The sequence below is a fragment of the Streptomyces sp. NPDC051051 genome, from assembly GCF_040682975.1.
In the GTDB taxonomy this organism is placed as follows: Bacteria; Actinomycetota; Actinomycetes; order Streptomycetales; family Streptomycetaceae; genus Streptomyces.
The window spans coordinates 1-18,161 of sequence record NZ_JBFBCB010000084.1; the positions used below are offsets into that span (position 1 = coordinate 1).

Here is an 18,161-nt window from a genome sequence, read left to right on the forward strand (position 1 = left end):
GGCGACCCTCCGCCTTGCGATCGCACGCACCAGACGCCGCCGGGCCTGCCCTTCGGGCAGACGACGCTACTTTCGAAACACGCCCTAGGCGGGTGTCATCAGCAGCGGCCGGGCCCGCTCGCGCAGCTCGACCACGCGCGGCTCGTCGCCGTACGGCTCCAGGCGGTGCAGGAGGTCCTTGACGTACTCGGTGGTGCGGGCGGACGAGATCCGGCCGGCCACCTCGACCGCCCGCACGCCCTGCTCGCAGGCCGCGTCCAGATTGCCCGATTCCAGCTCGGCGACGGCCGAGACGACGAGCCGCAGGCCGTGCGAGCGCACGAACTCCTCCGTCGGCTGCGACAGCGCCTGCTCGGTGAAGCGGCGTACCTGGCGCGGTGCCTTCAGGTCGCGGTAGCACTCGGCGGCGTCGGCGGCGAAACGGTCGTAGGAGTAGAAACCGAGCCACGACGGGTCGTGGTCGCCGTCGCGGGCCCGCTCCAGCCAGCTCTCGGCCGCCTTGAGGGCGGCGCCGGCGGCCTGGGCGTCCCCCGCCCGCGCGTGGGCGCGTGCCTCGACGAGGCGGAAGAAGCTCATCGTGCGGGCCGTGGCCAGGCCGCGGTTGCGCTCCAGGGCGGCCTGGGCGAGGTCGACGCCCTCGTCCCCGAAGCCGCGGTAGGTCGCCTGGAGGGACATGGAGGCCAGGACGTATCCCCCGAGGGGCACGTCGGCGGCCGCGCGCGCGAGGCGCAGCGCCTGGATGTAGTAGCGCTGGGCGGCCTCCTGCTGGCCGGTGTCGAAGGCCATCCAGCCCGCGAGCCGGGTGAGCTCGGCGGAGGCGCCGAACAGGGCGCGGCCGACCTCGTCGGAGTACGCGCCGAGCAGCAGGGGCGCGGCCTCCACCCGCAGGCACTCCGGCACCATGGACGAACGCCAGTCGCCGCCCCCGTACTTGGAGTCCCAGCGCCTGGCGTCCTCGGCGGCCTCCCGCAGTTTCCGCACGTCGCTGTGGCCGACTTTGAGCGGTGCGCCCGAGGCCTCGGCGGAGTTCACCTCGCGCGCCACCGAACTGTCGGCCGGGGTTATGAGCCATCGTGAGGCGGGCGTCGCGTATGCGCTCACCGCGAACGAGCCGGCCAGCGACTGCCAGATGCCACCCGAGCCGGCCCGGCGGCCCGCGAGGTCGAGCCGGTACAGCTCGGTCGCCGAACGCACGGCCTGGCCGACGTCCCTGGGGAAGGCCAGGCCCACTTCGGGCGCGGGGTCCGCGTCCGCCAGCCCGATCTCGTGCAGGGGCACGGGCCGGCCGAGCTTCTGGCCGATGGCGGCTGCGATGAGGTGCGGCGCGGCACCCTGCGGCACCATGCCCTTCGACACCCAGCGCGCCACCGACGTCTTGTCGTAGCGAAGCGTCAACCCGCGTTGGGCGCCGAGATCGTTGACGCGACGTGCGAGTCCCGCGTTGCTGATTCCCGCGAGGGCGAGAACGGCGCCGAGTTTTTCGTTCGGCCCGCGTTGCTCCCTGGACATTGCGCCACCCCTCGACACAGACGGCTGCCGCGCTGGCATAACCATGCGGCATTCGTAAACCCAGCGTAGTTCGCCGCATCCCAAGCGTTAAGGGGCATTCTTCCGGATGGCGGGATTGTGGTCCGTACGCAAGTGCGGTCCCCATACGCACGGTTGCGGCGTGCTCCCGACGTGTGGCCGTGCGCCCGTCCGTGCGCTCTGGTCCGGCCACCGGGGGAGCGCTTCCATGGGCGGTGCGTGGGTCGGCCCGCTGTACTGGATCCAGTGGGCTGGGGGACACCGCCGCCACAATCCCCGCGGGCGGTGGAGCGGTCCGGGGGGCGTTCGCCGCCTCCCGGGCCGACGCGCCGGGTCGAGGGCGCGACTGTGACGGAGCGTGTGCGAACCTGTTTGAACGGCGGTGTCGCGCGCGGTAATTGGCCGAAAATCGACCCTGTGTTCCGTCGGCGAATACGCCTCCCACCATGGAAATCCAGGGCGCTCGGGGCGTTCCGGGGGAGCGTATCGGGGGCGCATTCGCGTCGCACACGCAGGGGTGCACGCGGTGATCGCCGCCCCGCGCGCGGGAGTTCACCCGGCCCTCCAGGGTGGCGAGGGGGCGCTCGCGCAGGCGCACTTCGCGGATCTCGCACGGCGTCACCTCCCTCTGCGGCGCGTTCTTCGTGGCAGCATGTGAACCGTTCGTACGGTGCAGCTGTTGTCCACGGCCTGTGGAGGCGTCGATGCGGTGGTTGGTGGGATGGAGCAGCACCGCCGCGGCCCCCGGCCCCGGCACATCCGGAGCGGGGGCCTACGGCGGCCCCGGCGGGTACGCCGGCGAGGACGGCGGCCGGATCGGTCACGACGGCGAGACACTGCAACCGGTGGGCTCCCAACTCCTGTGGGGCGACCCCGATCCGCTGTGGGCGGTCGGCGACTGGCGTTCCGACGAGGTGCGGGTGGTGCGGGCCGACGCCCGGACCCGGATCGCGGTCCTCGGCACCTGCGGGGCGACGGACGAGCAGCTGCGCGTCGGCCTGTTCGCCGCGCGCGGAGGCGCACTCCGGCATCTGACCGCCTGGCCCGGCAGCTACACCGCGATCGTCCAGGTCGACCGGCGCATCACCGTCTGCGGCGATCTCGCGGGCGCGCGACCGGTGTTCCACACCCCCTGGGCGGGCGGCACGGCGTACGCGACGGCCGCGCTGCCGCTGGCCGACCTCGTCGAGGCCAACCTCGACTTCGGCCACCTCGCGGCCCTCCTCGCCGCCCCCGACGTACCGGCCGCCGTGCACGACTCCACCCCGTACGACGGCGTGCGGCGCGTTCCGCCGGGGCACGCGCTCATCCTGCGGGCCGGGGCCAGGGAGGTCGCGGGCTACGAACCCGTCGCCTCACTCGCCGTGGCGGCCGTCCCGGCGGACCCGGACAGCGCGGTCGACGCCATCCGTGACGCCCTCGTCGAGGCGGTCCGCGTGCGTCTGTCCGCGCCCCGGCACGTCCCCGACATCGACCCCGGCCCCGTACCCGGCATGGGTCCCGCGGAGCGGCGCGCCGCGCGCGGGATGCCCGTCCCGGGCATCGGCGCCGACCTGTCCGGAGGCCCCGCCTCCGGGACGCTCGCGCTCCTCGCCGCCGGCCTGCCCGGCATGCCCGGCACGCTCCTGGGCCACGGCACGGGCGCCGGCGAGCGCCTCCTGGCCGTCACCTTCAACGACCTCGCCGTCGGCGGACGCGAGGCGGAACTGCAACGGGCCGGCACCCTCGCCGCCAACCCCCGCCTGCACCACGTCGTCGTGACCGGTGGCGAGGAGACCCTGCCGTACGCCGACCTGGAAGGCCCGCTGACCGACGAACCCGGCCCCAGCCTGGTGACCGCCGCCCGCCACCGCACCCGCCTCGCCGCCGGCAGCGCCGACCACTTCACGGGCTACGGCGCCCGCCAGGTCCTCGACGCCCACCCGGCCCACCTCGCGGACCTGCTGATGGACCGCAAACGACGCCACCTGGTGCGCCCCGTCGCCGCCCTCACCAAGGCGGACGGCTCCGTCCTCGTCCCCGCGCGCGTGTACGGCGCCGCCCGCCGACTCGCCCGCACGCCGTACCGGGCGGGGGTGGAGGGCCTCGCAGAACGGCTGATGCACCGCCGCTTCGACGACCCCAAAGGCGCGGTGGGCGCCTCGCTGGCCGCCCTCGCCTGGGGCGGGCCCGGCCCGGCGGCGCGGTGGCTGACCGGCGAGGCACTGGCGGAAGTATCGGTTCGCCTCCAGAGCACGGCCCACCGCGCCGGAGGAAGCCCCGGCCAGCGGCCCGGCGACTACCGCGCGCGTGCCGCCCTCGCCCGCCACGCGGCCGACCTGCGCGTCCTGGAACAGGCCGCCGAGATCCGCTCCCAGCGCCTGCACGCACCCTTCCTCGACAACCAGGTCGTACGCGCCTGCCGCGCGCTGCCCGAGACCCTGCGCGTGCAGCCGGGGGCGCGCGCGGCGATCCTGCGCACCGTCCTCAAGAGCTCCGGGGTCGCCGACCTCCCGCCCGGCTGGGGTGCCCCCACCCAGGCCACCACCGCCGCCGCGGCCCGCGCGGGCCTGCGCATGGCGGCGGATCCCCTCATCACCCTCTTCGACGCACCCCTGCTCGCCGACGCCGGCCTGGTCGAAGCCCGCGTCGTCCGCAAGGCCCTCCGCGGGGCCGCCGCGGGCGAACCCCTGCCCCTCGACGGCCTCGCCGACCTCGTCTCCCTCGAACTCTGGCTCCGCCGCCTCCTCTCCCGAAGAGGCACCTGCTGGACCGGCACCCCGGCCCGCTCCCGCGCGGTACCGGCGGGAATCGCCCCGCAGAGACGGGCGGTGGCCTCGGGGGGCGAGGGCGCGGACCTGGCCGCGCGCTGAGCCGCGCGGCCCGACGGGCACAGCACGCGGGCCGGCACCCGGACGCTCCGTCCGGCCCTCCCACCGGCAGCCCCTCCGTCGCGCCGGGCCGACGGCCGCTCCCCCCCCGCACGTCGGCCGACGGCCCACTCCGCCGGAAATCCCGTGCCCCGCCGCACGGCCCCGGAGACAATGGCCCCGTGCGGTACAGAATCCTGGGCGTCACCCAGACAGCGGACGACGGCGCCCCCGTAGCCCTTCCCGGCCCTCGCCTCCGCGCTCTCCTCACCGCCCTCGCCCTGCGTCCGGGCCGCACCGCCACCCCGGAAACCCTCATCGACGAGGTCTGGGCCGACACCCCGCCCCAGGACGCCCCCGCCGCACTCCAGGCCCTCGTCGGCCGCCTCCGCCGCACCCTCGGCAAGGACACCGTCACCTCCGCCCCGGGCGGCTACCGCCTCGCGGCGACGGAGGACGACGTCGACCTGTTCGTCTTCGAGCGCCTCGTACGACAGGGCACCGGGGCCCTGCGCGCGGGCGACCCGGCCACGGCCGCCCGCGCGCTGGACGAGGCCCTCGCCCTGTGGCGCGGCCCGGCCCTCGCCGACCTCCCCGACCACTTCGCGGCCGCCCGCCCGGAGGCCCTGCGCCTGGAGGCGTCCCGCGCCCGCGCCGAGGCGGACCTGCTGCTCGGCCGCGCCGACGAGGCCGTACCCCGGCTGACCGAACTGACCGCCGCCCACCCCTACGACGAACCGCTGCACGCGCTCCTCATCCGAGCCCTGCGCGACACGGGCCGCTCGGCCGACGCCCTCGCCGCGTACGAGAGGGCCCGCCGCACCCTCGCCGACGGCCTCGGCACCGACCCCGGCCCGGCCCTGCGCGCCCTGCACGGCGAACTGCTCGCCGGCTCGGCGCCACCGGCCGGGGCGGACCCGCCCCTCACCCCGTCGCTGCTCCCCGGACGCACCGGCAACCTCCGTCCACGGCTTACCTCCTTCGTGGGCCGGGAACCCGAGATCGCCGCCATCCGTTCCGCGTTGCACAGGGCCCGCCTCGTCACCCTCACCGGACCGGGCGGCTCGGGAAAGACCCGTCTCGCCGAGGAGGCCGCCGCCGGTCTCCCGCAGGCGTGGCTGGTCGAGCTGGCGTCGCTCGACCAGCCGGAGGCGGTGCCCGGCGCGGTGGTCAGTGCCCTGGGTCTGCGCGAGACCGTGCTGATGACCACCGACCTGGTGACCCCGCAGGACGATCCGGTCGCCCTGCTCGTCGAGTACTGCGCCCCGCGCAGCCAACTCCTGATCCTCGACAACTGCGAACATGTCATCGGCGCCGCCGCCGGCCTCGCCGAGACCCTGCTCACCCGCTGCCCCGGGCTCACGATCCTCGCCACCAGCCGTGAACCCCTGGGCGTCCCCGGCGAGGCGGTCCGCCCGGTCGAGCCCCTCCTCCCCGAACAGGCGCACCGCCTCTTCACCGAGCGCGCGGCCACCGTCCGTCCCGACACGGCCGTCGCCCCGCGGGACGGGGAAGCGGTGGCGGAGATCTGCCGGCGGCTGGACGGGCTGCCCCTCGCCATCGAACTGGCCGCCGCCCGGCTCCGGCTGCTCACCCCCCGTCAGATCGCCGACCGTCTCGACGACCGCTTCCGCCTCCTCACCTCCGGCAGCCGTACGGCTCTGCCCCGCCAGCAGACCCTGCGGGCCGTCGTCGACTGGTCCTGGGACCTGCTCGACGAGCCGGAGCGCACCGTGCTGCGCGAGCTGTCCGTGTTCGCGGGCGGGTGGGACCTGGAGGCGGCGGAGGCGGTGTGCACCGGCCCCGTCGCCGACCTCGTGGGAGCGCTCGTCGACAAGTCCCTGGTCGTCGCGGCCGCCGGTACGCGGGAAGGCGGCGACCGCATGCGCTACCGCATGCTGGAGACCATCCACGAGTACGCCACCGAGCGTGCCGCCGAGACCCCCGCGGTGCGCGCGGCGGCCGAGCGACGGCACCGGGCCTGGGTGCGCGCGCTCGTCGAACGGGCCGACCCCCTGCTGCGCTCCGCCGAGCAACTCCCCTGGATCTCCCGCCTGGAGACCGAGCGGGACAACATCCGGGTCGCGATCCAGCGCAGCCTCGCCGCGGGTGACGAGGAGGAGGCCGCCGCCCTCTGCCTCGCCATGGGCTGGTTCTGGTGGCTGCGCAACTACCGCCACGAGGGAGCCGCCTGGACGGACCGAACCCTCCGCCTGGGCGCGGTCCTCGACCAGCTCCCCGCCCGGCACCCGGACCGGGCGAAAGGGAGGACGGGCGCCCCCGCCGCGCCGAGCGCCTCCCCCGCCCGCACCGGTGACCCCCTCACCGCCTCCGCCGTTCCCGTCGATCCGGCGCTCCCCGTCGATCCCGCCGTGCCCGCCGACCTCGCGGACCGGGTGGCCGCCGTCGACCCCCTCGGCGCCTTCCTCGCCGAGCCCGACGGCGAGGAGACCCACCCGCGGCACGCCCAGCGGATGAACCTCCGGATGCTGCACCTGTTCCTGCTGTCCGAGTCCGAGCCCAGGGGCGTGACGGCGGAGGACCCCCGCCACGCCGCGTACCTCCAGCGACTGCGCGGCCGGTACGGACCGGGCGGCCCCGAGGCGGCCCGGATGCCCGGCCTGATCTGGCCGCTGACGGCCTTCCAGCTGCGGGACGCGGAGGACCTGCGCGCCATCCTGGAAGCCGCGGTGACCAACTGCCGCGCCTACGGCGGCGACTGGGAACTGGGTTGCGTCCTGATGTTCCGCACGCACGCGGTCGTCGACTCCCCCGGCGGGCTGCGGGGCGTGGACGACGACCTGGCCGAGCTGCGCGTGCTCAGCCGGCGCGTCGGCGACCGCTGGATGCGGGCCCAGGTGTGCAGCGCGGCCGGTGAGGCGGAGATGGCCCGCGGCAGGTTCGCGGAGGCCGAGCGGGAGTACCGGGAGGCGCTGCGGCTCGCCTACGAGGTCGGTGCCTACGCGGAGTCGCCGTTCCTCATCGCCCGCCTCGCGGAGATCGCCTACCGTTCGGGTGACCGGGCGGGCGCCCTGGCCGCCCTCGACGAGGCGAACGCCGCGGCCGAGCGCTACGGCGTGGCGGACGCCCGCGCGTTCGTGCTCATGCTGCGCGCCCAGGTCGCCGTGGACGAGGGCGACACCGCCCGCGCGCGGGAGTTGTGCGACGCGAGCCGCACCGCCACGTCCGCGGGCACACCGCCACCCCAGTTCACCGCGGCACTGGGGATGCTCGAGGCGGAGGTCACCGCCGCCGAGTCGGGTCCGGAGCCCGCCCTGGCGCTGCTCGCCGACACCCTGCGCCGCGCGCTGGCCGATCACTGCGCCGAGGCCGTCACCTCGGTGATCGTCGACGGCGCGGCGACCCTGCTGGCCCGGCTCGGGGACTTCCCGCGCTCGGCCCGGCTGCTCGCGGCCGCCGACACGCTGTACGCCCCCCATCCGCGCCCCGCCCCGCAGCACGCCCTGGCCGAGCGGGCCGAGGCGGCCGCCCGTGAGGCCCTGGGCACCGAACGGCACGAGGCCGAACGGGCCCGGGGCACGGCCCTGACGGTGACCGGCGCCCTGCGCGAACTCACCGAGGCCGTGCACGCCCACCCGGCACCGGCCACCGGCACTCCGGACCCCCAGGGCCTCTCGTTGGGGTCGTGCCGGACCCCGCGAGCCCGGCCTGATCCGAACGAGAGGCCCTCGACCGCTACGTGCAGGTGAACTTCGACTCGGCCCAGTCCGCGAGCGCCACCGTGTCGAGATGGTTGTGCGGCTCGACCACCAGCGTCACGGTCTCCCGGCCGACCAGGTCCACGTGGACGGGAACGGCGGGGTCGCCGCCCCTGACGGTCCCGGACGACCACAGCCGGACCCCGTCGGCGTGGACGGAGAAGACGACCTTGCCGAGCTTCTGCGTCAGGTCGTCGACACCGGCCACGGCGTCGTAGGCGGTGCAGGTGCGGTTGAGGTCGATCGTGACGGAGGAGTCGCCGTGCACGGTCACCCCGTGCGCGTACTCGCGGCCGGCGACGGACAGGCCGTACCGCTGCCACACCCAGCTGCTCCCGCTGAGGCGGATCTCCGGCCCGGTGCCGTCCCCGGCGACGTCGAAGGGCAGCTCGCTCAGCTCGTAGACCACCGGGGCGGGCGGGGGCGGGGGCGTCGGAGTGGGGATGGGGGCGCGCGTCGGGGGCGGCGTCGACTCGGGCGCGGGAGGGGCAGGCGGCGTGGGCGTCGGCTTCCGGGTGGCGGAGGTCGGCTTCGGGGCGGGGAGAGCCGGGGCGGGGAGAGCCGGGGCGGGGGCCGCCGCCGGGACGACCACCGGGGGCGGCGGGCCGGGCTCCACGGGCGTGGGCGCAGGTGTGGGCACGGACGCCGGTGCCTCGGGCAGGACGGCCGATGCGGAGGCCGAGGGCCCGGCCACCGGCTGGTCGGCCGGGCTGTCGTCGCCGACCAGGGCGAGCGCCACCACCGCGACCGCCACCGCGACCACACCGGCCGCGGCACCGGCCTTCACCGGCGCACCCAGGCCTTCCGAGGCGACGGCCCCGGCACCCGTCCCCCCGGTACCGCCGGCCGCCGCGGCCGCGCCCGCCGCCCCGGCACCACCGGTGATGAGCGCGACGGCCTTGGCGTACCCCGCGGCGCCGAACCAGCCGACGACCGCGACCGGCACGACGGCGGGGATGCCGCCGGCGACCTCCTCGATCTGGAGGGCGGCCAGCCGGCACCTGGCGCACTCCTCCAGGTGCTTGCGCAGCCCCCGCTCGGCGCGGGTGCGCAGCCGGCGGCGGGCGTAGGTGCCGAGCTGGTCGGCGTAGCGGGAGCACTCCTCGTCGCTGGTCAGGGTCGCGCTGACGTGCGCCTGGAGATAGGCCTGCTTGAGACCCTCGCGGGCGCGGCTGGCGAGCACGCGGGTGCCGTTGGCGTCGAGGCCGAACAGCGTGGCGACCTCGCTCGGCGACTCGTCCTCGACCTCGGTGTGCCACAGCACGGCCTGCCAGCGCTCCGGCAGCGAGCGGAAGGCCCGCACGGCCATGGACTGCTCGGCCTCGTGCATGGCCCGTACGTCGGCGCCGAGGTCGAGGGCGTCCTCGCCGGACACCTCGGAGGAGCGGGCGGCGTGCGCGGCGAACACCGCGAAGTCGTCGACCAGTTGCTCCCGCTTCGCGGACCGCGTCCAGCCGGCGGCCACCCGGCGCACCGAGGTGAGCAGATAGGCGCGTACGGCGTGCTCGGGGCCGGAGCCGCGGCGTACCGCCTGGAGCACGCGGGCGAAGACCTCGGCGGTGAGGTCGTCCGCGGTGTGGGCGTCCCGGCAACAGGTGCGCGCATACCGGCGCACGGCGTCGGCATGGCGCCGGTACAGCTCCTCGTACGCCGTGTCGTCCCCGGAGCGCATCCGGGCGATCAGGTCGGAGTCGGCGGGCGGAGCCCCCCGCAGCGGCGGCAGGACGCTGTCCCCGCGCCATTCGCGCTGCGCCGGGACGCCGCCCTCGACGGGCGGGCCGGACTCGACCGGGAGACCGCCCTCGACCGGGGCGGGACGTTCACCCCCGGGGACGCCCGTGCGCCCGCCCTGACCGGGCACCCGGGGCGGGACCCGGTCACCGGTCTGCGCGTCACCGTCGCCCGGTGACCCGTCCGTGCCGTCAACGCTCATCGCGGAATGCCCCCGCCGCCTGCCGAACCGGTCCCGACCACCGGGTCAGCGTGCCATATCGGTTTTTGTCCAGGCCCCCGCGGGAGGAGTCGTCCACTCGTCCGTGGGGACTTGTCCGCACCCGCCACGGAAGTTCACTCGAACGGGGAAGGCTTCCCGGGCCCTCGGCGGGGATCGGTCGACGCCCACGGTCGACACACGCCTCGAGCAGGCGGGGGCTCACCCGGCGAACCGGGCGAGCCCCCGCCCACAACCGTCCGACGGCCACCCGCGGACCCGCGGGACCCACGGACCGCACGGCCCAAGGAGTCGACAGAACCCACAGGCCCACAGAACTCACGAGCCCACAGAACTCACGGAACCCGTGGCACCGGCCGACCCGCGCGAAGGGCCCGCGGCGCGGGGCCGCGAACCAACCCCGCCCCGCACCGGCTAGGAGACCGGCCGGGATCGCAACCCCTCCAGCAGGATGTCCAGCAACCGGGACGAAGCCGCCGCCTGGTGTGCCGGGTCCGGCAGGGAGGGTGCCGCGGTGGCGATGACCAGCAGGACGTCCGACACCGAGACGTCCGGCCGCAACGCGCCCGCCGTCCGTGCCCGGGCCACCAGCTGGCCCACGACGTCGAGCAGGGCCGCCGCCCCGGTGTCGTCCACGACGGCCTGCGCGCCCGCGTCGGCGAGCAGGCGCAGCTCGCCGCCCGGCTGGTTCCGCTGCTGCGGAACCCGGGCCCCGTCGGCGACGGCGCTCTCCGCGCCCTCCTCGGCGCCGCCGACCCGCAGCACCTGCGGCGGCAGCAGCCGCCCGGCGCCGGACGCCACCGACGTGCGCAGGAAGCGTGACAGCGCCGACCACGGCTCGTCCTCCTGTCCCAGCGCCGTCCGTGCCTGGTCGGTCAGCCGGGAGGTCTCCTCCTCGGCTATCCGCCGCACCAGGACGTCCTTGCTGGGGAAGCGCCGGTACACCGTGCCGACGCCCACCCGCGCGCGCCGCGCCACGTCCTCCATCGGCGCGCCGTACCCCAGCTCGCCGAAGACCTCGCGCGCCGCACGCAGCACGTGCTCCAGATTGCGCTGTGCGTCCACGCGCAGCGGCGTGGTCCGCGAGGTGTCCCCGCGTCCCTTGCCCGTCGCCGCGCTTACGATGCCGCCCGGTCCGAGTGTGGACGCGGACGACCAATGCGTGTCCTGAATGTGCATGAATGTTCCCCCGGTAATGACGTCTCCCCCCGGAGACTCTCCCCGCCATCGAATGCACGAGGCGCATGGAACAGGGGACAACGGAACCGGACCCGCCGATGAGGCGCTGCTCAGCAGCACCTCGCGGACCCGACGAGCGCTTCCCCCTGCACCCCGTCGACACACGAACATAGTTGAGAGGGAGTCAATTCAGAAGGGGCAGGTTCCGCACGGAGCGCCCCCCGATCGGAGCACGGACCGCATACGTCCCGATAATGCCCCTTCCCGCACCCCGGCGAACCCGGTCCGACCTGCGCTCCTGTCCCTCCCGACGACGTTTCGGCCGTCCCCGCCCGCACTCGGCCCGCGGTCACACGAACTTGTCGGGCCTGTGGACAAACTCCGGCGCGGGGTGCGTCATGGGAGGGTGAAGGAACGTGCGCGCATTCTCGTTGTCGGCGGTGGCTACGTCGGGATGTACACGGCCCTGCGGCTCCAGCGGCAGCTGAGACAGGAGATTGGCCGGGGCGAGGTCGAGATCACGGTCGTCACGCCCGACCCGTACATGACGTACCAGCCGTTCCTGCCCGAGGCGGCCGCGGGCGCCGTCTCCCCGCGGCACGTCGTCGTACCGCTGCGCCGCGTCCTGCCGCACTGCCGGATCGTCGCCGGCGAGGTCACCGCCGTCGACCACGCCCGGCGCACCGCGACCCTGACCACCCTCGCCACGGACGAGGAGGGCACCGGCCCGCGCCGGCTGACGTACGACGAACTGGTCCTCGCGCCCGGCTCGGTCTCCCGCACCCTGCCCATCCCCGGCCTCGCCGACCACGCCATCGGCTTCAAGACGGTCGAAGAGGCCATCGGCCTGCGCAACCACGTCATCGAACAGATGGACATCGCCTCCTCCACGCGCGATCCCGCGATCCGTGACGCGGCCCTCACCTTCGTCTTCGTCGGCGGCGGCTTCGCGGGCGTGGAGGCGCTCGCCGAGCTGGAGGACATGGCCCGCTACACCACGCGCTACTACCACAACGTCAAGCCCGAGGACCTGAAGTGGATCCTCGTCGAGGCCTCCGACCGGATCCTTCCGGAGGTCGGCGAGGACATGGGGCGCTACACGGTCAGCGAGCTGCGCCGCCGCAACATCGACGTCCGCCTCGGCACCCGCCTGGAGTCGTGCGCGGACCGTGTCGCCGTCCTCAGCGACGGCGCCCGCTTCCCGACCCGTACGGTCGTGTGGACCGCCGGCGTCAAACCCCACCCGGTGCTCGACGCCAGCGACCTGCCCCGCACCGAGCGCGGCCGCCTCAAGTGCACCCCGGAGCTGACCATCGAGGGCGTCACGCACGCGTGGGCGGCCGGGGACGCCGCCGCCGTCCCCGACGTGACCGCCGACCGGCCCGGCGCGCACACCGCCCCGAACGCCCAGCACGCGGTACGCCAGGCCAAGCTCCTCGGCGACAACATCGCCCGCTCCCTGCGCGGCGAGCCCCTGCAGACGTACGCGCACAAATACGTCGGCTCGGTCGCCTCCCTGGGGCTGCACAAGGGCGTCGCGCACGTCTACGGACGCAAGCTGAAGGGCTACCCGGCCTGGTTCATACACCGCGCCTACCACCTCAGCCGCATCCCCACCTTCAACCGCAAGGCGCGCGTGCTCGCGGAGTGGACGCTGTCCGGACTCTTCAAACGGGAGATCGTCTCGCTCGGATCCCTCGAACACCCCCGCGCGGAGTTCGAACTCGCTGCCGGTGGAAAGCCTTCTGACGAGTCTTCCGGCGACCCGAAGGGGTCGTCCTGACCCGATCCAGGAACTCCACCGACCGCTCCCACGTCTGACGAATGTCGGCCCGGACGGCGGCCGCACTGCCAGACTGCTCCCTGCTCACCGCCCCTCCCGAGCCCCCGGCGGGCCACCACCCGCCCCCGCCGACCCACGAGGCTGTTCCCCCGTGCTCCACACCCCGGGTGCTGCAACAATGTGCCGCCACCGCCGCGCGGCCTTCGCAGCCCAGGCAGGCCGGGCCCGGAGCCGGCCGTCGACGACTACACGAGGCAAGGATTCGTGAACTTCACGCGCTGGAGCGCCCGCCTCCCCGGAACGCAGCGCCGCGCCGCCGCGCGAGCGGAGCACCCGGTCACCATGACGGACCGGCGGAGCGAGAACTCCGTACCCGCGGCCCGCGCCGAACACCTCACCGACGACGACCCGCCCCCGGTGCCCGCCGTCGACGAACTTCCCGCCCGCGAGGTCCTCGACCGCGTCCCGGCCCTGGTGGCCCTGGTGCACGGCCCCGACCACCGCCTCGCCTACGTCAACGACGCCTACACGGCGGCCTTCGGCGCACGGCCCCTCGGCGAACCCGCCGCCGACGCCCTCCCCGAGCTGCGCGACCTGGGCCTGATGCCGCTCCTCGACCAGGCCCAGCGCAGCGGCAAGCCCCGCACCCTGAAGTCCCGCAAGGCGCCCGACGGCCGCTCCTACACCTTCACCTGCACCCCGGTCCCGGAGAACCACGGCGAGAGCGCCGTCCTGGTGTTCGCCACCGACGTCACCGACCACGCCGAAGCCGCCGAACGGCTCAGAGCCAGCGAGCGCCGCCAGCGCGAGACCGCCGTCACCCTCCAGCGCTCCCTGCTCCCCCAGGAGCTGGAAGAACCCGACGACCTCCGCATCGCCGCCACCTACCACCCCGGCGGCACCGAGGCGGCGGTCGGCGGCGACTGGTACGACGTCATCACCCTCGGCGGCGGCCGCACCGCCCTCGTCATCGGCGACGTCATGGGCCGCGGCGTCCGGGCGGCCGCCGTCATGGGCCAGCTCCGCACCGCCGTCCGCGCCTACGCCCGCCTCGACCTCCCGCCGCACGAGATCCTCCAGCTCCTCGACGGCCTCGCCATGGAGATCGACGCCAACCAGATCGCCACCTGCGTGTACGCCATCCACGACCCCAACGAGGGGCGGCTGGTGTACGCCTCCGCGGGCCACCTGCCGATCCTGGTCCGCGACGAGAGCGGCACCGTCCAGCGCGCCGACGAACCCACCGGCCCCCCGCTCGGCACGGGCGGCTGGATGCACGCCTCCGGCTCGATCCCCCTCGGCCCGGGGTCCACCGCAGTCCTCTACACCGACGGCCTGGTCGAGCGGCGCAACGAGGACCTCGACGAGGGCATCGCCGCCCTGGAGCGTGCCCTGGCCGGCGCCACCGGCTCCCCCCAGGTGGTCTGCGACCGCCTGGTCCGCTCGGCCGGCGTCGCCGCGGACCACGACGACGACGTGGCCGTCCTGGTCCTCCAGCACCCCGCCCGCACCGGCCCCGAGGGCGAGCTGTTCCACAACGCCGCCCTGGAACTGCTCGGCGGCGTCGAGGCGGCCCCCCGCGCGCGTGCCTTCGCCTCCGGCGTCCTCACCAGCTGGCGCTTCCCCGCCGAGCTGCACGACCTGGGAGTCCTCGCCACCAGCGAACTCGTCGCCAACTCCCTCCAGCACGGCATCCCGCCCATGCGCCTGCGTCTGCGCCGTACCGACCGCCGCCTGATCATCGAGGTCACCGACGGCGACGACCACCTGCCACGCCGCCGCCGCGCGGAGCCCGCCGACGAGTCGGGCCGGGGCATCGCCATCGTCGCCACGATCGCCTCCAACTGGGGCAGCAGACGCATCCTCGGCGGCGGAAAAGCGGTGTGGTGCGAGTTCGTCCTGCCCAAGCCCACCGACTGAAACCAGCCTCGAACACCCATTCCCTGGCGCGCGCCACCTAGGCGAACGCCCCTCCCGGTGCTAGTAGCTCCCCATGGCAGACGCAACGGGCTTTCACCTCAAGGGAAGCGCCCCCGAGCGCTACGAACACTACGTCGCGCCCCTCATGGCGCCCTTCGTGACCGCACTCGTGGACGCCGCGGACCTCTACCCCGGCGCCACCGTCCTCGACCTCGCGTGCGGCACCGGCTTCGCGGCCCGCGCCGCCGCCGCACAGGCCGGCCCCACCGGCCGCGTCGCCGGCGCCGACCCCGACGAGGCGATGCTCAAGGTCGCCGTGGAGCACCACCCGCGCCTCTATCCCGACATCGAGTTCACCGCCGCACCCGCCGACGACCTCCCCTACCCGGACGCGACCTTCGACGTCGTCCTCTGCCAGCAGGGCGCCCAGTTCTTCCCCGACCTCGACGCCGCCCTGCGCGAGACGGCCCGCGTGCTGCGCCCCCGAGGCCGCTTCGCCGCCACCGTCTGGTCGAACCTCGAAGCGTCCCCCTACTTCGCCGCCCAGCTCCGAGCGGTGCGGCAGTACGGCGGTCCGGACGCGGCAGCGGACTTCCAGGAAGCCTTCCACGCCGCGGACCGCCTCACCGCCACCCTGGACGCAGCGGGCTTCCGGCGGACGACCCGCCGCGACCTCACCTTCGCCATCACCCTCCCCCCGCTCCGGGACCACGTCCCCGGCCACCTCTCCGCGATCCCCTGGGGCCGGACGATCACCGGGACCGGGGGCGAGGAGGCCCTCACCCGAGCCGCCGACACCGTCCGCGCCGCGCTCCCCGCCGACACGACGGTCTTCCCCTTCACCGCGACCCTGGTGACGGCCGACCGCTGACCCCGGTCCCCGACACGCAGAAGGCGGCCGTCGCCTCCCGACGACGGCCGCCTCCCCTCCGTGCCTCACGCCTCCGCGGCGACCGGCTCCACTGCGGCCCCTCCCCGGGCCACCACCCGCTTCCGCGCCACCCACGGCTGATCCTGCACGACGGTGAGCTGCCGCCCCAGCCGCAGTGCGAGCACCGTGATCCCCAGCGAGAACAGCAGGAACGTCACGACGTACGGCGCGTGCAACGACGCCCCCATCGGCCCTCCCACGGCCGGGCCCACCGCCAGCGCCAACTGCTTGACCAGCGCGAACGCCGAGTTGTACTGCCCGGCGAGCCCGGTCGGCGCCAGATCGGCCACCAGCGGCGCGACCGTCGGCGACAGCATCGCCTCGCCCAGCCCGAACAGCGCGTACGTCGACACGAACGCGGCCGTCGCCATCTCCTGGCTGCCGTTCCCGAGCCCGGCGTACCCCGCCACGGCCCACGCCACGGCCCAGATCAGCCCCACGGCCGCGATCACCCGCGACCGCTTCTGCCGCTCGACGAACCTCAGCACCGCGAACTGCGCGACGACGATCACCGCGGTGTTGGCGGCGAGAGCGGTCCCGAGGGCGGACGTCGAGATGCCCGCGGCCTCCACCCCGTACGCACTGAGCCCCGACTCGAACTGCCCGTAGCAGGCGAAGAACAGCACGAAACCCAGGACGGACAACTGCACCATGGCCCGGTTGCCGAGCAGCTGCTTCCAGCCGCCCTTCGCCGCCCCCCGCGGAGCACCCTCCACCCGCGGCGAGTGCGGCATCCGGACGCTCGCCATCACCACGACCAGCAGCAGGAACATCGCCGCCTCGATCGCGAACAGCAGGGTGAAGGAGGACACGCGCGTGGTGTCGACGAGATGCCCGCCGATGAGCCCACCGACCCCGAGACCCAGGTTCTGCAGGAAGAACTGCGTCGCGAAGGCCCGCGACCGGGTCTCCGCGGTCGAGCAGTCCACGATCATCGTGGCCAGCGCCGGCTGCATCACGGCCTGCCCGGCCCCCAGCGCGGCCGCGGCGGCCAGTACGGCGGCGGCGTTCCCGGCGAGTCCCAGGCTCAGTGCGCCCAGCGCGGCGGTGACCAGGGCGGCGATCAGCACCGGCAACGGGCCGCGCCGCACGATCGCCCGGCCGGCGAACGGCAGCACGATCAGCGCGGCCACGGCGAACACGGCGAGCACGAGCCCCGCCGTCACGGCACCGAGCCCCCGCACCTGCGCCACATAGACGTACAGGTAGGGGACGGTGAAGCCGAGCCCGAACGCGCTGAGTGCGTTGCCCACGTGGATCCGGCGCATCGCTGCGCCCATGGCCCTGGTCACGTTCACCTCTTCCAGGTAGTTGATGAGTCCCAGTTCTTAGAACCGAAGACTTCGAAGATAAATTTCGAAGCTAAACAGTACACTCCGAAGAACTTCAACGCCAACGAGCCCCGTGCGATACTGACGCCCATGGGCGACACCTCCGGCAGTACGGGCATCGGCGGCGAGCCGACCCTCGAAGAGCAGATCGCCGCCTACCAGCGGGAGTTCCAGGACCTCGACCCCCAGGTCGAGCAGATCGTCTCGGCGCTCTCCCGCCTGAACCGCCGCATGAACGTCGCCTACGGCCGCCAGACCGCCGGGCTCGGCATCAGCAACGCCGACTGGGAGGTCCTCAAGGCCCTCGTCCTCTCCGGCGCCCCCTACCGCATGGGTCCCAGCGACCTGGCCAAGCGCCTGGGTCTGACGCCGGCCGCGATGACCCACCGGATAGACCGCATGGTCGCGGAAGGTCTGGTGACCCGGCAGCGGGACGAGACCAACCGGGTCCGGGTGATCGTGGAGCTGACGACCGAGGGCAGGGAGAAGTGGCTCGAGGCGATGCGACTGGCGACGGTCTTCGAGGAGGACCTCCTCCAGGACCTCTCCGCCGACGACCGCACGGCTCTCGGCGATGTCCTGATCAGGCTCCTTCGCCGGGTGGAGCACGCCCAGCCGGACGCCGGCGGACGCCTCACCGACCTGGACTAAAGATCTTGACAAGAGCTACTTGACAGCCCTCCGCCCGCTCCGTAAGGTTCTTCGGGTTGCCGCGGAGCCGTAACGGTTCTCCGGTGACACCTCCGCCGCAATAGCGGCACACAAACCAAAGCAAGATCTCCCAGCGGGGTTGTATTCGGCGTGCCCGAATTCAATTCGATTTGGGTCCGGCAGCTCGATTAGCGCTCGCCGGGGAGGATCCGCTAAGGTTTGAGACGTCGGAACGGCCCAAGGGCCGGGAAGGCAACCCCCTCCGACGGGGAATCGGGGCCGAAAGGATCTGATAGAGTCGGAACCGCCGGAAAGGAAGC

At 74.4% G+C, this 18,161-nt stretch carries 10 protein-coding genes; 6 read left to right on the forward strand and 4 right to left on the reverse strand.

The genetic code is table 11. The features are described 5' to 3' along the window. Window positions 1–84: 84 nt before the first annotated feature. Window positions 85–1,509, reverse strand: coding sequence for an MFS transporter (locus AB0N31_RS34590; protein WP_363090785.1), 1,425 nt, complete (start codon window positions 1,507–1,509; stop codon window positions 85–87). A 722-nt stretch (window positions 1,510–2,231) separates the two neighbouring features. Here AB0N31_RS34590 and AB0N31_RS34595 point away from each other — a divergent pair. Both AB0N31_RS34595 and AB0N31_RS34600 read left to right on the forward strand, forming a co-directional pair. Next, window positions 2,232–4,379: an asparagine synthase-related protein gene (locus AB0N31_RS34595; RefSeq protein WP_366062486.1), complete on the forward strand. Its 2,148-nt coding sequence runs from the start codon at window positions 2,232–2,234 to the stop codon at window positions 4,377–4,379. 179 nt (window positions 4,380–4,558) lie between these two features. Next, window positions 4,559–8,086: a BTAD domain-containing putative transcriptional regulator gene (locus AB0N31_RS34600; protein ID WP_366062487.1), complete on the forward strand. Its 3,528-nt coding sequence runs from the start codon at window positions 4,559–4,561 to the stop codon at window positions 8,084–8,086. On the opposite strand, the gene AB0N31_RS34605 is transcribed toward AB0N31_RS34600, so the two are convergent. Together AB0N31_RS34605 and AB0N31_RS34610 are read right to left on the reverse strand one after the other, a co-directional pair. Further along, on the reverse strand, window positions 8,073–10,028 hold the full coding sequence (locus AB0N31_RS34605; RefSeq protein WP_366062488.1) for a sigma-70 family RNA polymerase sigma factor: 1,956 nt from the start codon (window positions 10,026–10,028) through the stop codon (window positions 8,073–8,075). The two genes, AB0N31_RS34600 and AB0N31_RS34605, sit on opposite strands and share 14 nt — an antisense overlap. Window positions 10,029–10,460: 432 nt before the next feature. Further along, the gene (locus tag AB0N31_RS34610) at window positions 10,461–11,225 is read right to left on the reverse strand and encodes a helix-turn-helix domain-containing protein (RefSeq protein ID WP_366062489.1); all 765 of its coding nucleotides are present in this window, start codon (window positions 11,223–11,225) and stop codon (window positions 10,461–10,463) included. Between the two features lie 406 nt (window positions 11,226–11,631). On the opposite strand from AB0N31_RS34610, the gene AB0N31_RS34615 reads away from it, so the two are divergent. The 3 genes from AB0N31_RS34615 (at window position 11,632) to AB0N31_RS34625 (ending at window position 15,799) form a co-directional block, all read left to right on the forward strand. Further along, window positions 11,632–13,008, forward strand: coding sequence for an NAD(P)/FAD-dependent oxidoreductase (locus tag AB0N31_RS34615; protein WP_366062491.1), 1,377 nt, complete (start codon window positions 11,632–11,634; stop codon window positions 13,006–13,008). A 264-nt stretch (window positions 13,009–13,272) separates the two neighbouring features. Next, a complete protein-coding gene (locus AB0N31_RS34620; protein WP_366062492.1) occupies window positions 13,273–14,928 on the forward strand; it encodes a SpoIIE family protein phosphatase in 1,656 nt (551 codons plus the stop codon). A 73-nt stretch (window positions 14,929–15,001) separates the two neighbouring features. After that, the gene (locus AB0N31_RS34625) at window positions 15,002–15,799 is read left to right on the forward strand and encodes a methyltransferase domain-containing protein (protein WP_366062493.1); all 798 of its coding nucleotides are present in this window, start codon (window positions 15,002–15,004) and stop codon (window positions 15,797–15,799) included. Between the two features lie 65 nt (window positions 15,800–15,864). Here the strand turns inward: AB0N31_RS34625 and AB0N31_RS34630 are convergent, their stop codons facing one another. Further along, window positions 15,865–17,157 (reverse strand): MFS transporter, encoded by a 1,293-nt coding sequence (locus AB0N31_RS34630; protein ID WP_366062494.1) that lies wholly within the window; start codon window positions 17,155–17,157, stop codon window positions 15,865–15,867. Window positions 17,158–17,280: 123 nt separating this feature from the next. Between AB0N31_RS34630 and AB0N31_RS34635 the strand changes: the two genes are divergently transcribed. After that, entirely contained in the window at window positions 17,281–17,841 is a 561-nt protein-coding gene (locus tag AB0N31_RS34635; protein WP_366062495.1) for a MarR family transcriptional regulator, read from the forward strand. The last annotated feature ends 320 nt before the right edge of the window (window positions 17,842–18,161 follow it).